This window comes from Alicyclobacillus suci, assembly GCF_017329615.1.
Classification (GTDB): domain Bacteria; phylum Bacillota; class Bacilli; order Alicyclobacillales; family Alicyclobacillaceae; genus Alicyclobacillus; species Alicyclobacillus suci.
In genome coordinates, this window is sequence record NZ_JAFMTW010000023.1 from 40,830 (window position 1) to 56,356 (window position 15,527).

Annotated in this window: 15 protein-coding genes and 1 CRISPR repeat array; of the genes, 1 reads left to right on the forward strand and 14 read right to left on the reverse strand. The window is 48.9% G+C overall.

The features are described 5' to 3' along the window. Nucleotides 1-31 precede the first annotated feature (31 nt). The 13 genes from kynB to J3482_RS12295 form a co-directional block, all read right to left on the reverse strand. On the reverse strand, nt 32-670 hold the full coding sequence (gene kynB, locus J3482_RS12235) for an arylformamidase (protein ID WP_146824385.1): 639 nt from the start codon (nt 668-670) through the stop codon (nt 32-34). After that, on the reverse strand, nt 667-1,941 hold the full coding sequence (gene kynU, locus J3482_RS12240) for a kynureninase (protein ID WP_438938619.1): 1,275 nt from the start codon (nt 1,939-1,941) through the stop codon (nt 667-669). Before kynU ends, kynB begins: the two co-directional genes overlap by 4 nt. 67 nt (nt 1,942-2,008) lie before the next feature. Next, nucleotides 2,009-2,860, reverse strand: a complete 852-nt coding sequence (gene kynA / locus J3482_RS12245) for a tryptophan 2,3-dioxygenase (protein ID WP_223204271.1) — start codon at nt 2,858-2,860, stop codon at nt 2,009-2,011. Between the two features lie 191 nt (nt 2,861-3,051). Continuing rightward, nucleotides 3,052-4,740, reverse strand: coding sequence for an ABC transporter substrate-binding protein (locus J3482_RS12250; RefSeq protein ID WP_206922476.1), 1,689 nt, complete (start codon nt 4,738-4,740; stop codon nt 3,052-3,054). Nucleotides 4,741-4,850: 110 nt separating this feature from the next. Further along, the gene (locus J3482_RS12255) at nt 4,851-5,906 is read right to left on the reverse strand and encodes a M42 family metallopeptidase (protein ID WP_206922477.1); all 1,056 of its coding nucleotides are present in this window, start codon (nt 5,904-5,906) and stop codon (nt 4,851-4,853) included. Nucleotides 5,907-6,292: 386 nt separating this feature from the next. Next, nucleotides 6,293-6,754: an Lrp/AsnC family transcriptional regulator gene (locus tag J3482_RS12260; protein ID WP_328702328.1), complete on the reverse strand. Its 462-nt coding sequence runs from the start codon at nt 6,752-6,754 to the stop codon at nt 6,293-6,295. A 160-nt stretch (nt 6,755-6,914) separates the two neighbouring features. Continuing rightward, a complete protein-coding gene (locus tag J3482_RS12265; protein ID WP_223204275.1) occupies nt 6,915-8,228 on the reverse strand; it encodes an MFS transporter in 1,314 nt (437 codons plus the stop codon). Between the two features lie 63 nt (nt 8,229-8,291). Further along, the gene (gene tal, locus J3482_RS12270; protein WP_206922478.1) at nt 8,292-9,389 is read right to left on the reverse strand and encodes a transaldolase; all 1,098 of its coding nucleotides are present in this window, start codon (nt 9,387-9,389) and stop codon (nt 8,292-8,294) included. A gap of 53 nt (nt 9,390-9,442) precedes the next feature. Next, on the reverse strand, nt 9,443-10,081 hold the full coding sequence (gene dhaL / locus J3482_RS12275; RefSeq protein ID WP_146824396.1) for a dihydroxyacetone kinase subunit DhaL: 639 nt from the start codon (nt 10,079-10,081) through the stop codon (nt 9,443-9,445). A 23-nt stretch (nt 10,082-10,104) separates the two neighbouring features. Next, nucleotides 10,105-11,100: a dihydroxyacetone kinase subunit DhaK gene (locus J3482_RS12280; RefSeq protein WP_146824397.1), complete on the reverse strand. Its 996-nt coding sequence runs from the start codon at nt 11,098-11,100 to the stop codon at nt 10,105-10,107. Further along, the gene (gene rpiB / locus J3482_RS12285) at nt 11,081-11,554 is read right to left on the reverse strand and encodes a ribose 5-phosphate isomerase B (protein WP_146824398.1); all 474 of its coding nucleotides are present in this window, start codon (nt 11,552-11,554) and stop codon (nt 11,081-11,083) included. The genes J3482_RS12280 and rpiB overlap by 20 nt, the downstream gene beginning before the upstream one ends. A gap of 61 nt (nt 11,555-11,615) precedes the next feature. After that, nucleotides 11,616-12,410: an SDR family NAD(P)-dependent oxidoreductase gene (locus tag J3482_RS12290; protein WP_206922479.1), complete on the reverse strand. Its 795-nt coding sequence runs from the start codon at nt 12,408-12,410 to the stop codon at nt 11,616-11,618. Nucleotides 12,411-12,443: 33 nt separating this feature from the next. Then, the gene (locus J3482_RS12295) at nt 12,444-13,499 is read right to left on the reverse strand and encodes an MDR/zinc-dependent alcohol dehydrogenase-like family protein (RefSeq protein WP_438938620.1); all 1,056 of its coding nucleotides are present in this window, start codon (nt 13,497-13,499) and stop codon (nt 12,444-12,446) included. A 294-nt stretch (nt 13,500-13,793) separates the two neighbouring features. Between J3482_RS12295 and J3482_RS12300 the strand changes: the two genes are divergently transcribed. After that, entirely contained in the window at nt 13,794-14,552 is a 759-nt protein-coding gene (locus tag J3482_RS12300; RefSeq protein ID WP_206918969.1) for a DeoR/GlpR family DNA-binding transcription regulator, read from the forward strand. A 342-nt stretch (nt 14,553-14,894) separates the two neighbouring features. Here the strand turns inward: J3482_RS12300 and J3482_RS12305 are convergent, their stop codons facing one another. Further along, nucleotides 14,895-15,056, reverse strand: a complete 162-nt coding sequence (locus J3482_RS12305) for a hypothetical protein (protein ID WP_188332359.1) — start codon at nt 15,054-15,056, stop codon at nt 14,895-14,897. 80 nt (nt 15,057-15,136) lie between these two features. Further along, nucleotides 15,137-15,527: a CRISPR direct-repeat array (repeat unit 36 nt; unit sequence GTGCCACTTCTCAGATCGCTCGCTCAGTGATCCGAC).

The window sequence follows — 15,527 nt, forward strand, 5'->3', positions numbered from 1 at the left end:
CTACCCCTCCATGTGTCACTGAGTCACTCCATTACATGGCCCGCAGAATGGCCCGCACAGGACTGCCGTCGGCGTCTGCCAGCGGTAGTGGCAATGCGACGAGCTCGTAGTCCCCCGCAGGCACGTCGTCCAACACGAGACCCTCCAAAATGTGAATGTGATGTCTCGTAAGCGCGTGGTGGGCGGGTAGTGCTTTGCTGTCCAGCGGATCGACCGACGGAAGATCAAGTCCAAGCAGCCGCACACCACAATTCGCCAAGTACTCCGCGAGGTCTGGGTGAATTTCGGGAATCTTCTCTGGGAAAACTCGACGATCCGCCCAAGCACCGGTTCGAATTAATAGCCGGGTGACACCCTGCAAATCTATCTGCGCCACCTCGTCCACACCGATCCTCGCCACTTTTCCGCGCTCCACGTCGAGCAAATGAATCACCCGAGCAGGGCCAACATACAAATTCACGTCCAATTCCAGCACCCGCTTGCCATTTTCGTCAAAATGGAAGGGCGCATCAATATGTGTGCCCGTGTGTGTACTCATGGTAAATTGGCCAACATTGACGGACCCGCTCATTTGCTTGGTCCACGTCAAACGATAAGAAAAAGGGGTATCCCCAGGCCAGGTCGGGACGTGACTGTCCAAGCGTTGCGAGATGTCCATCCACTTCGTCATGCCACGACACCTCGCTTTTTCTCGTAGCGCTCGTATTGTTTCTCCGTCATGATGGCTTTCAACCGTTGTACCATATCCCATATATCTTGGAATGAGGTGTAAAGCGGAATCGGTGCAAGCCGAATGACATCCGGTGCGCGAAAGTCAGGGACGACGCCATTGTCCTTCAGCGCTTTACAAATACGTACCGCTTCCTCGTGAATCAAGCAGACGTGGCCGCCGCGGCGGTGATGCTCCATGGGATTGCCGATAACAAAACCCATACCCGACAGTTCGCTTTCCACCAAATCCATCAGGTATTGCGTCATACGAAGCGACTTCGCACGCAATCTATCGATACCGGCCTCCACAAACATCGATAGACTGCCCATCAGTGGCGCCGCACTGAGAATATGCGGCGTCCCAATTTGATACGCCCCTGCGTGTTCTGCCGGTGTAAGTTGGTGGCTCATATCAAATTGCACATCCTTGTTCGAACTAAACCAACCCGCAAGAGCCGGAGTCCGCCCGAAGTGCCGCCGATTGACATATAGGCCCGCGACGCTGCCAGGGCCAGCATTCAAATATTTATAATTACACCACACGGCAAAATCGACTCCCCAACGCGACAGTTCGTGCGAAACAGCGCCAATCGAATGACACAAGTCAAATCCGATTGGGATGTTTCGCTCCCGAGCAGCCGCAGACAACCGCTCGATATCCAACAACTGACCGCTGCGGTAGAGAACCGACGGGAGCAAGACCAAGGCAACCTCGTCACTCATCGCGGCAATGATATCGTCCTCGTTCAACGTTCTGCCATCCCGGCTTTTTACCTGAATGAGGTGTACTTGCGGATCTAACCCATGAAGCCGAATTTGGCTCTGTAACGCATAAATATCGGACGGAAATGTGAGTTCATCCGCCAAAATCTTGGTACGTTTGCCCTCAGGGTGATAAAACGTGGCAACCAGTTGATGGAGGTTTGTCGTTGTTGATCCCGTCACCACCACCTCCCCATCCCCTGCCCCGACGAGGGGGGCCATCAACGCCCCAAGTTTCTCGGCGTAATAAAACCAGGGATGTTCTCCTTCCGTCCAACCGTCGATACCGTATGTGCGCCAGCTATCAAGCGCAGCGAGCAACGACTGCTCCGCGCGCTTGGACAATAATCCGAGCGAGTTTCCATCCATATAGATGGTGCCTTCTTTCAGGTAGAATTCTGCCTTATAGGAGGCTAGGACGTCTTCTCTGTCGAGTTGTTCTGCGTATGTCCGGGACGTATCTGACATTGCCATGCACATCGCCTCTCGTTTCTCATTTGAATGCTTACTCAAGATATGAATGCAGGATGACCGCTTAAAGCGCCGTGCGCAAACTCCACAACTCTGGGAAAAAGCGATGATCTAACACCCGTTTTAAATAGGTCACCCCAGATGACCCGCCAGTCCCCTGTTTATGGCCGATGATTCGTTCGACCGTGAGCATGTGATGATAGCGCCACTGCTGCTGACGTCCTTCGATGTCGACGAGTTTTTCGGCGAGTTCGTAGAGATCCCAATACTGATTCACATCGCGGTAAACCGTAAGCCATGCGGCTTCCACACTGGCATTTGGCTGATAATCTTGTGACCAATCCCGCTCAAGACATGCTTTATCAATAGGCAGTCCTCGCGCTGCCAAGGCCTGAATGGACACATCGTAAATACTAGGCTCGTGAATGGCGCGTTGAAGTTGTTCATGAAGTTCAGGCTGATGCTTGTAAACAGACAAGATATGAGGCGTCTTCAATCCGAGTGCAAACTCAATTAACCGATTTTGGTAAGACTGAAACCCGGACGAGTACCCCAATTTATCCCGGAACTGCATATACTCAGCCGGTGTCAACGTAGAAAGTACATCCCATGACTGGATTAACTGCTGCTGAATTCGGGCGACGCGTGACAGCATCTTAAAGGCAGGCTCTAAATTGTTCTCCCGAATGCAACCGATGGCGGCGTACAATTCATGTAAAATCAACTTCATCCACAATTCACTCGACTGGTGAATAATGATAAACAACATCTCATCATGGTGATCAGACAAGCGATGTTGGCTGTTCAATATGTTATCTAGTTGGAGATAATCGCTATAGGTCATATCATTTTGAAAATCTGTGTGGATATCTTTTTCGAGTTTCGTCACTTCCTCTTCATTGCCAGTGGAATGCACAAGGATTCCCCTCCCCATGTGTCAATAGAACAGCGCATGCAATAGATTCCCGTTGTAGTCGTTTGGAAAACGCTTAACCTACGCTTTATATGGTACGTGAATATACGTAATAAGCAACTACCTAAGCGCAACAAACAGGCCCCCGAACCGGAGGCCCGTTTGTCACATAATCAGATTGTCTGGTCTGTTGCTTAGGCGTGGGCGGGATTGACCCAGACGTTCTCCAGTGGATCCATCATCACAGGGTTGATGTAGAAATTGTGAACCCAGGATTGCACCGCGAAATCTTCCATCGGATAATACACCGGCACCCATGGCGCATCCTTCATAATCTGCACGGTAGCTTCTTGGAACAACTTTGTCCGCGTTGCATCGTTCATCTCCACTTGCGACTGATTCAACCAACCATCCACCTGCGGGTTCGAATAGAGCGTCGAGTTGTCCACGGGCTGCTGTTTGCTGTCAAACAGCGCGTACAGGAAGTCGGATGCATCCGGATATGCCTCCATCCACGCTAACCAGAACAGGCCTGTTTTGCCACTTTCGTTCTTAGTCAGGAACGTGCCCCACGTGGTTGCGCTGATTTTTACTTTGATACCAACGTTCGCAAGCATGCTTTGAACGGCCGTGTCAATGCGCAACTGATCCGAGTCGTTACTAGAGTAGAGAGTTGTCGTAAACCCGTTTGGAAAACCAGCTTCTTTCAGCAGCTCTTTTGCCTTTGCCGGATTGTACGTGTACTGCACGTCACTCGGCAAGTCTTTCACGTTTCCATCAACACTCGGCGGAAGTGGCTGGTTTGCGATGGTTCCACGCCCACCTTCGATATCGAGAATCTGCTTCTTGTTAATCGCGTACTCCAGCGCTTGGCGCACCTTTTGGTTGTTGAAGGGGGCAATTTGCACGTTCATCCCAAGGTATTGAACACCAGGTTCCGGCGCCTGCACCATGAGCTGTGAGTACTTCGGATTCGATTTGAAGGTCGGGTAAGCCGAGGTGGGAATCCCGTTCGTATTCCAGCCAAGCCACGCGGTGTTTCCCGCTTCAAAACGCATCGCATCTGCCTGTGAATTCTCACTGACGTTTAAAGTCACCTGGTCGAGATACGGCAACCGATTACCAACACTGTCTGTTCGCCAATAATTCGGATTTTTCTTCAAAACAACTTGGCTTTGATTCATCGACGCAAGTTCAAATGGGCCACTCCCCATCGCCTTATTTGCGTCAAACGCATCGTTGCCCACCTGCTTGATGTAGGAAGCATCCACAGCCGAAATAAACGGCATGCCCAGGAGTTTCAAGAAGAATGGCTGCGGCTGCGTCAATGTAATCACCAGCGTGTCCTTGTCCGGTGCACGAACCCCACTAATGCTCGAAGCCTTGCCATCGTAGTACGCCTGCGCACCCTGAATGATGTCAAAGTAACTCACGTAGGGGCAGCCAACACGCTTTGTCATGACGCGCTGCAACTCATCGATAAACGACTGGGCGGTGACCGCATCCCCATTCCAAAACTTTGCGTCGTCGCGCAGATGGAACGTGTATGTCTTGCCATCCTTGCTAATATCCCACGACTTCGCCAACATCGGCTCAACCTTCGTCGCGTCTTTGTTAAACGTGACCAATTGGTCGTACAACTGTTCCACAACTTCCATCGACTGCGTGTCGTCGGCGCGCGCCGGATCTAAGTCCTTCACCTGCTGGATGGCATCCAACGTGATGGATCCGCCCTCGGACGGTTTCCCAGCCGCAGCAGTTGTACTCGCACCACTCGCACTGACCTGATTTGAACTCGCAGCACTCGTGCCACATCCAGCAGCCACGGAAGGCACGGCGACCAACGCGGCAATGGCTGTCGCCAACACATATCTCTTCGGCATCATGTTTCCTCCAAACTCCATAAACTTTCTGTCTATATTTGATAAAGCTATCCATCATTTCACGGCGACATTCAATACACATTGCCACATCGACGCGCGCTTTTGAGATGTCAAATGAATCGGAATGTGGTGTCCGATGTGAAATCCTCGATAAAGCGCACAAGTAAATCCTTGGTGTACATAAGATCCTTCAAATCGATGACCTCCACCGGAGAGTGCGCATAACGCGACGGAATAGACAACACCCCTGTGGGAACGCCAGCCCGCCCTAGAGACAATTCCCCCGCATCCGTACCAATGCCGCTGAATACCTCGAGCTGATACGGAATGTCGTGTGTTTTTGCAAGAGATACGAGTTTCTTGCGCACAGCCACGCTCGCAATCAAGCTGAAATCCATCACCTTAATCCCCGGCCCCCGGCCAAGTCCAAGCGTATCATCCATCATCTCCTCGCCCGTGTCGCTGACCGCCGTCGTGTCAATCGCCAACGCAACGTCCGCCGGCAACTGATGCGCCGCAACACGTGCACCGCGCAGGCCCACCTCTTCCTGAACGGAGAACACCGCATGTACCGTCCCATTGACCTTCGAAAAATCCAGTTCCTCCAAGGCCTGTATCAGCACCGCACATCCAGCCCTATCGTCAAATGCCTTCCCAGCAATCCGCGTCTTACCGATAGATTCGAGTTCCGTCGCCCACGAAATCGGATCCCCCACCTGGACACCCAATTCTTCTACCTCTTGCCGATTGCTCGCCCCAATGTCGATGTAAAGTTTCGCATGACGACGTACCTTGTCAGGATCATCAAACTTGGTCATATGCGCCGATATCGTACCAATCACCCCTGGCACCACACCGTTCTCCGTCCCAATCCGCACACGTTGCGCAAGCAAGATGCGGTCATCGTGACCACCTAACTTGTCAAAGCGAATCAATCCATTTTCCTCAATTTTCTTAACAATGAAACCGACCTCATCCATGTGCGTCGACACCAGCAATGTCGGCCCAGACAACACGCCGTGCTTGGTCGCGATGACGTTTCCCACGCCATCAACGGTCACTTCATCCGCAACTTTCCCTATCCTCTTGGCAATATAGCGTGCTACTTCATGCTCATGCCCACACGGTCCCAATAGCCCTGTCAACTCTTGCAGCAATTGTTTCATACAGTAACCTCCCCGTCGTCGCTTAAAAGTGCCTATCTACGATTCCAAAAATGATTCCGAAAATCACCACACCTCCATTTTCGGCAGATAATGCGACTCTGTTCTGCTCAAACCGTTAATGAATTACTCAAATATTACTGAATAATCACTGAATGTCAATAACTTTGTTCTGAATTGGCAGTCTACATAGAAGAGCTACCGATGTAGCACGCATATCGCACGAATGAGTGGTTCATAGAAACACAAAGGTGGGTGGCTTTCAGAAAGTAGGGTTTAGAACCGATGAAAGAGGTAAACTTAAAATCTAAATGTACCGCCATCGTTACACTTTGCGTACAGCATGGGTTCGTGTACATGATGTCGTGCAAAGTGGTGTAAATGCGCAGCTACCGCACAAAACGGAACTGGTTCTTCAAAATCTTTAACTCCATGATCACGTTGGTCTTCTGCACCCCCGCGATGCCATTCAATCGCTTTTGAATAAATTCCCCGAGTTCCTCATGCGAACGACTCATCACTTCCACCATTAGGTGGTATTCCCCAGAGGTCAGTGCGACAAAACGCACCTCAGGCATCTCATTCAATGTCTGAATACAAGAATCCAGTTGTTCTGGCGCGATGGCCAATTGAATCGCTGCAATCATCTTCAACCCGACCTTTATCGGATTGACCACGCCAACAATTTGCAATACACCGCTACTTCGAAGCTGGGACACCCGCAACCGGACAGTACGTTCCGCTACCCCAATCTGGTCAGCGATTTCACGGTACGACATCCGTCCATCTTCCTGAAGGAACTTGATAATCTTCAAATCGACCGCATCAATGCCGTCTAGTCCATCAAACACGAAATCCCTCCGCAGTGGTCATAGTGTTTATATTATTCGCACAGAAATATATGTCTGTCTAGACGGGGGATTCGACTCGGCTTGGTCAGATAGGAAACCAATCGCAAAAAAGAGCGGCGCAAACTACGCCGCTCGCATAACATCTAATATGAATGTGGGACTATATGTTACCGCTCGTAGAATCCGTTCCGACTTCACCCAGTTGCCTTGAAGTTTTAGTCGTATTTTGCACTTCAAGAAAATGCGTTAGAACGGCGCTGATAATATACAAAACAGCAAACGTCCAAACAATTCCCTTCAAGCCGAAAGAGTCATTCAATAGGCCGACGATTGCCGGACCGACAAATGTGCTTAAGCCTGCACCTAGATTCAGGACTGACATCGCAGCACCTTTATGATCCGGCGCAAGGGACGGCATAATTGCTGAAAGGGGTACAAATCCTGCCAGTGTAATGCCGAATAGTACAGAGGCGAGGACAGCAACCCAATAGTTGTGGCCGGCAGCGAGGGGTCCGTAGTAAAAGAAGAGCGATGTGAGGGCACACCCTACACCACCAAACCACTTTACCTGTGTCCGCCAACCAATTTTATCGCCTATCATTCCCCAAATTAAATTGAATATCATGTTACTGATAGACATATCTCCCCAGATTTGAAGCCACTGCGACGTAGAGAAATGCAGTGTCTGAGTAAAGAAAATTGGGAGAACAACAACAAATCCGTACTGAGCTGAAGTATTAATTACGCGAACAATACCACCCATTCCAATGCGTGGATTTTCAAAGACAATTGTAATACCTTTCATTAATCCTCGAACACTATGACTACTCTCGGAGACAGATTTATTGGAAACGCTTTCCCTGCGGTCACCTTTTTCACGAATCAACAAGATGCCCATTAGGCCGCCAACGATGATCCAAACCAGTGCACTCCATAGCGTTCCCATAAATCCGAATAAGGGAATTGTGAAGCTCGGATAGTACGAGCCAATAAAACCAAGTCCGCCGGCAAAAACTAACCAGAACCACCCCATTGCACTACCCAATTTATCTGTTTTAGATACGTAGGAAATCCAAACGATAAAGGAGAAAGAGAACAACGGATATCCGAAACCTCGTAATCCATACATAATGAGCATCATGGCATAGTTTTTGTGATCTAATCCGAAGTACAAAAATCCAATGTCAAAAACAACCCATATGATGAATCCAAGAATCATCGCACGTCTAGGCCCCCACACCTCAGCGAGAACCCCTGACAGCCAAGACGCAATGGCTAGCGTAACGCCATAAATACTAAAAACCATGGCGGACTGATTTAAACTAAACCCTAGCTGTACCATGTACTTGGACAAAAAGGCTTGTTCTACGCCATCGCCAACCATAAAGAGAAAAACTGCCACAAAGCCCCAAAATAAACTGGTGGGCATTCCTAATATTTCACGCTCTCTCGAGCTTTGTACATGGGTAGACACTAAACATCCCTCTTTTCCTGTTTATTCTGTTGTCCAGTTGGTGCTTCGATGGAAGCAAAGTCGCTATCTATGGCTCACACGTATCGCCCTTTTTCGAATCTGCTCCAATAAGTTCTGATAAGAATCTGTAAATGCTGCAACACCCTTCAAAAGCAGATCTGCTGAGAGCTCTTCAAGATGAATACCATGATTCTTCAATTCGGTTACGCATGTTATTGCATCGGATAGTCCAATTTCTACAAGTGCCTCGTAGTTGTGTTGCTTAGCTGATAAATCTAAAATATGTGGTGGCATGGTATTCACCGAATCCTTGCCAACCAGTGAACGGACGTACATCAAATAAGGGTATGCCGCATTTTTCGGCCCTGTCGAAGCCCATAATATTCGCTGTACTTTCGCGCCCTGTTGCCGCAGTGGCGCGAAACGTTCACTCACGAAAGTATTTTTAAATTGCGCATAGGCCAGTTTAGCATTCGCAATCGCGGCACACCCCAGATACTTCCTATCTAGCCGTTCTTCAATGATAAGCCTATCAACCACATCATCTACTCGACTGACAAAAAAACTAGCTACAGATGCAAGCCCTGTTATACTATTGCCATCTTGCAACCGTTGCTCAAGCCCCTCTAGATACGCAAGTAACACCCTGCGATACTGACGCAAACTAAAAATCAATGTGATATTGACGGGCACGCCCAAACGGGTCAATTGTCTCGCTGCATCAATGCCTTCATCTGTCGCGGGGACTTTAATCATGGCATTCGGGCGCCTCACCGCCGCCCACCTAGAAAGCGCCTCATCGATTGTCGCATGAGCGTCATAAGCCAGTTTCGGTGAAACGCCGACACTCACGTATCCATCTTGGCCGCCGGACGCATCATACACAGGACGCAGAATATCTGCCGCACTTCGAATATCTTGAGTAAGAAGCTCGCAGTATAACTGCTCTGGCTGCAGGCCGCGTTGAAAACCGTCCATAATCGCTTCATCGTAGACTTGAGACTGCGTTACTGCACGTTCAAAAATCACTGGGTTAGATGTCACGCCAGTGAAGCCCAATTGAATCAACCCATCCAATTCACCGGATTGAATCAACCCTCTCTCGATGTTGTCATACCAAACGCTTTGGCCTAGTTCTTTGAGACGTCTCAGTCCATACACAAGTTCATCTTCCTTATGGAATGGCAGTTATGATTCTTCCAAAATGTCCCTCTTTAAGAAACCCTTGTTTTCACCAACATAGAAACTCCAGCCTGCAACACTACAAACGCCGAGGCTGCCCCTGGGTCTAACCTACCTCGCGATTTTTCGCCGTGGCGACTAGAGCGACCAATATTTGCAACCATATCGCGAGTGGACTCCATTCCATCCCGGGCCGCATCCAGTGCTGTGAGCACTTTTTGCTCGAGCGGTCCCGAACGATTTATCGACTCTGCAAATGTCGTCGCAAATGGGAGCAACGTGTCAATCAGCGTTTTATCTCCGATTTTCGCCTTGCCGCGCTCCTGCATCCCCTCAACCCCGAGCAGAATCATTTGCGCGCAATCCTCAGGAGAAACAGCGGATTTTCCGGCAGCGTATTTAGCCGCGCGAAGAAGTGCCGTGCCATACAATGGCCCAATCGATGCACCGACAGCCTGAATAAACGCTTTAGCACAAACCTTGAGATACTCCCCAATGTCCGTATAGTCCGTTGGGGACACGCTACACGCTGCAGCCCACCCAATGTCCATGCTGATGCCGTGATCCCCATCGCCAGCAAAACCATCCAGGTCGCACAGCTCATCGCGTTTCTCGTGGATACACTTTGAAATCTCCAAAAACAGTTCGTGCAATTGCTGAGTCCCAATCATCGTTTTCCCCTCCGAAGGCGCTCTTAGAAATGGAAACAACACGTTTTCCCAGGTGCGTCTATCATGGCCTTTAGCTCTTCATCCAACTTCATCATCGTCAAAGAACACCCTGACATTTCCTGAGACGTGATGTATTCTCCGACAAACGAACGGTGAATGCGGATGTTTCTCTTCGCGAGCGCATCCGCCATGTTGTCATACAGGATATAAAGTTCAAGCAAGGAAGTCGCTCCTAGTCCATTAACCAAGACCGCCACATCAGAGCCGTCATAATCGAAATCCTCACAGATTGCTTCAACGAGACGATTGGCAACTTCTTCAGCTGACATCAACTTCACGCGATGAATGCCAGGTTCGCCATGCACACCCATGCCAATCTCCATCTCATCGGGCCCAATCGAAAAAATCGGCTTCCCAGTTTGAGGAAGTGAACAAGGTTCCAATGCAATTCCAATCGTTCTCGTCCAGTTATTCGCCTTTTCAGTCGTCGCGTAGACTTCATCCAACGATGCGCCTGTTCTTGCCTTGGCACCAGCAACTTTGTAAACAAAGACCTCGCCAGCAATCCCTCGCCGTTTGTGCTCTTCACCTTTCGGAGCAGATGCCACATCATCATGAACCACAAGTTCCTTAACTTGATGACCATCCATCTCAGCTAACTCTGCAGCCATCGAGAAATTCATATTGTCACCGGAATAGTTACCGTAGATGAGTAGAACACCATTGCCTTGATCGACTTCCTTGGCGGCTGTCAAAATTGGATAAGGTGAAGGCGAAGCGAAAATATTCCCTACAGCAACACCATCAGCGAGTCCCTCTCCAACGTAACCAATGAAGGCGGGTTCGTGTCCGGATCCGCCGCCAATGACGATACCGACTTTACCGGGCTCTAACGTTGTGCGAACAACTGCACGCGGGTCGTCCTCACATCTACGCAGCACATCGCCGTGCATTCGCAGAATACCAACAAGCATATCGTCGATAATTTCATCAGGGTGGTTAATAAGTTTTTTGGCCATTTGTTTCACCTAATTCCTCCGACTCGTAGTGTGCAATCTTGTCGACCTTCCGTGCCGAGTTGCCACCTTGGAACTCACTCGTCATCCACACACTGACAATGCTTTTAGCAAGCTCCGGACCAATGACTCGAGATCCAAATGTGAGAATCTGTGCATTGTTACTCTTTCTGGCCCGTTCAGCGGAATATGTGTCGTGACAAACAGCAGCACGCACGCCCTTTACTTTATTTGCCGTGATGGCAACACCAAGACCCGTACCACAAATGAGAATCGCGCGTTCAAAACGGCCTTTTTGAACCTCTTTGGCAACTTTGTACGCCACATCCGGGTAATCGACGTTATCGCAATCACTACATCCAAAGTCCACAGGATTATGTCCCAACGACTTCAAATGCTCCTCGATGATTTCTTTTAATTCAATGGCAGCGTCATCGCAACCAATTGCAATGTCCATGATGTTCTCCCCTTTCTCTACTAACGACTCATACGGTGAACCCGAACAAGCCATCCTAGCTTTATATCAACGTATAACCACCATCGACGCTCAGTACAGCACCTGTCACGTACGACGAAGCCTCAGAGGCCAGAAATAGTGCCAGTCCGTTCAGTTCCTGCGGCAATCCCAGGCGGCGCATCGGAATCATGTCGAGAAGCGAATAATATTTGCCTCCCGGTTCAAAATCCAATCCCGTCATATCCGTCTTCATATAACCTGGCGCAATCGCGTTTACTCGAATGCCGTACTCAGCCCACTCCACCGCGCAGGATTTCGTAAACATCGCGACAGCGGCTTTCGACGTGTTATAGGCTGCTTGCTCCATTGGAACATTGACAATGATGCCCGACATGGATGCCATATTGATGATAGACCCTCGCATCTTGCGCTCAATCATCGCCCGTGCAGCATGCTTCGAAACGAGAAACACACCTGTTAAGTTGACGCCTATCGTCCGATTCCAGGCGTCAAGTGTCATCTCCTCGATCCCGACGCGATCAACAATTCCAGCATTATTCACGACAATATCGATAGACCCGAAAGTCTGCACAGCATCGGCGACCACTTGTTCAACTTGCGCCTCTTGCGTGACGTCCAGTCCAACACCAATACACTGCGTTTCTCCTGAGGCCAGCTTCTGAAGTTCTGCTGCCGTCTGTTTCACCTGCTCTGTATTTACGTCTCCAAGTACGACATTGCAGCCATGCTGGACAAATGTTTCCGCGTAACTTCGTCCAAGCCCCCGCGCACCGCCAGTAATGAGAACCGTTTTACCCGCCACGTTAAAATCTGTTGCCTGCACTTCCTTACGCAATGAGCCCACCCCTTCACGCGAATTCGTCAGTGGTTAGGGAATCAAGACAACCTTCAGAGAGTTGACACCTTTTTTCATCATTTCAAAACCTTCGTGGAATCTTTCCAATGGCAACTTATGTGTCACAACGCCTTCCGTGGGCAACGTGCCGTTCTGAATTCCCTCGATAACGAGCGGATAACAGTACGGACCCAAGTGCGAACCGAGCAAATCTAGTTCCTTTCTGTCACTAATGATGCTCCAATCTACGGTTACAGGGTCCTTGAATACACTAAATTCCACAAAACGCCCCAACTTCCGAATCAGCTGTAAACCCTGTACAACACTCGAACCCGCACCACTCGCTTCGATATACACATCAGCGCCGTAACCGTCTGTCATTTCTTTAATCTTTGAAACGACATCCTCTTCTTTTGGGTTCATTACCAAATCCGCACCAAACTTCTTCGCGAGTTCAAGTCGTTCGGGGCGCAAATCCAGCACAACGAGCTTTCCCGACCCCCGCAGTTTCGCAGCGCCAATCATGCCAAGTCCAAGCGTTCCGGCTCCAGAGATAACAACAAAATCTCCAAGTTGAATATTTGCCCGCTGAACAGCATGCATGGAACACGCATATGGCTCAATTAATACCGCTTGTTCCAACGCGAGATCCTTCGGAACTTTGTGATTAATCCCCTCAATAGGGAACTTCATATATTCAGCCATGCCGCCGTTCACATTGTTTTGAAAGCCATATAAATCGTGCTTCTCACACATCCAATACTCACCGCGGTTACAAAAGCGACATTCCCAACAAGGCACAATCTGTTCCGAAATCACTCTGTCCCCAACAGAGAAATCACCCTTTACATCCTCCCCCAGCTCAACGATTTCACCAATAAACTCATGACCTGGAATCATCGGCTCTTTAATATACTTTGGTTGCCCATCGCCACCCCAAAAACTCGGCGCCCCTTCCCACGCCTTTACATCTCCCGCACAGATACCACACGCCTCAACGCGGATCACGATTTCACCCTTACCCGCTCTTGGAACCGGGACAGTCTCTAAGCGATAGTCCCCAGGGCCGTGACAAACGACAGCTTTCATATTCTGCGGCAGTGCCACAAACATCACACCTTTTCTAAATTTGGGATGAGAAATGAAAGTGTAACGCTTACAATTGAGAATATACAGACGAAGAACCGATTTCTGACTTCTCATTGTACCGCGTACACCGCATTTCAATTTGTTTCTTTAATTTTTATTCATAATCGATTATTTGTCAATTATGCTTTTATTATATTTCATTAGCTTTCATTTAGTAAATTAAAAAGGTGCGAAAACAATTGATATGAAATACAATAGAAGCATGAACTGATACAACGTCACAGGAGGGAACTTGTGAAAGATTTATATACAGAAGAACGGCGCGCTTTGATTCTTAAGATGGTCGAAGAAAATTCACGGGTATCAGTCGGAGAACTCGCCAAACACTTTAACGTGTCGGGCGCAACCATACGTTCAGATCTCCGTTACCTAGAGGACAAAAATTTACTTCAACGCACACGTGGCGGAGCTATCGTATCCGAGGAGAATGATCTCAGTTTTGCAAATAGAATTACACAACACATTCAGGAAAAACAAAGGATTGCTGAGGCATCATTTCAATTCATTCACGATCACGATTCGATTCTCCTTGATGCAAGTTCCACTTGTCTGGAACTGGCAAAACTCATCCGCAAGAGCAACATTACGCTGACTGTTATCACCAATGGCCTTCATGCCGCCCAGATTCTTGTAGAAAACCCGAACATTACAACAATGTTAATTGGTGGAGTTTTGCGTAATCAAAACAACGTCGAAGGAACGCTGGGTGCAGAATTACTTGACAAAGTGTATGTAAAAAAGTTTTTCTTCTCAGCAAGAGCGGCATCTCCTAACGGAGATCTGATGGATTTTGATTTACATGAAGTCGAGTTGAAAAAGCGTATGTTTGATAAAAGTATGCAGCGTTACTGCTTACTTGACTCTTCAAAATTAGGAAAATATTCCGTTGGAACATTTGGAACCCTATCCGAAACACATACGTTGATCACAGATGGAGATGCACATGCCCTGTATTCCAACATGTTCGCAAATCTTCGTATTACAATGGCATAGTAAGATGCGTAGAACGCGACAGTAAAAGAAAAACGCTGGACTGGATAAACTGAATCCGGCGTTTTACTTATGTTTGTGACACACTCAAAGGGATTCGAATCCCGCAGGAGGCGGTTTGGGAAAGCTCTATCGGACTTTACTTATCTTATCCGTAGGTCCCCTAGCGGTTATTGAGGTTGCCTAGAGCATATGACTATCCAACTTGAGTGCCAACGTTTAGCGTAGCTCCCCCTCGACGGAATGACGTTCTTTCAGTCGTTTCAGTACTAGTTCGTGAGTGCCGTACATTTCCGCTAAATGCCTTTGATCTACATTTAGGTCGGATTTCTCGGCGTAGCTCTTTCATTGATCGATTATCTCTGTCGCGAATCTCGTCATCGTATCGGTGAACCGCTTTTCTTGTTCTTCAAGCGCTTTGGTAAATCGTTCTTCGATGACTTTGGTGAACCTTGTTTCCTGCGCCTTAAATTTTTCATCCAGGTAGTTTTTCAATTCCTGATCCATGTCAGCACCTCGCAAACGTATTTTACTATGCTCAGTGATCCGACATTTCTGGCCGCTCAGAGCGATGATCATGATGTACGGTGCCACTTCTCAGATCACTCGCTCAGTGATCCGACGCCAATTCGGCTACGACAGTTAATGGAACACAGCCAGTGCCACTTCTCAGATCGCTCGCTCAGTGATCCGACGCAGAACGTTGCGGTTACGAATACCATCGAGGCTCGTGCCACTTCTCAGATCGCTCGCTCAGTGATCCGACCAAATTCGCCGCTCTGGAGTTGTGCGAGTGCCTCGTGTGCCACTTCTCAGATCGCTCGCTCAGTGATCCGACGTGATGCAGCGTGCCGAAACGCCTGAAGAACTTAAGTGCCACTTCTCAGATCGCTCGCTCAGTGATCCGACTGCACCGCTGTTTGAGCTGCAGTTTGAAAGTAAGTGCCACTTCTCAGATCGCTCGCTCAGTGATCCGAC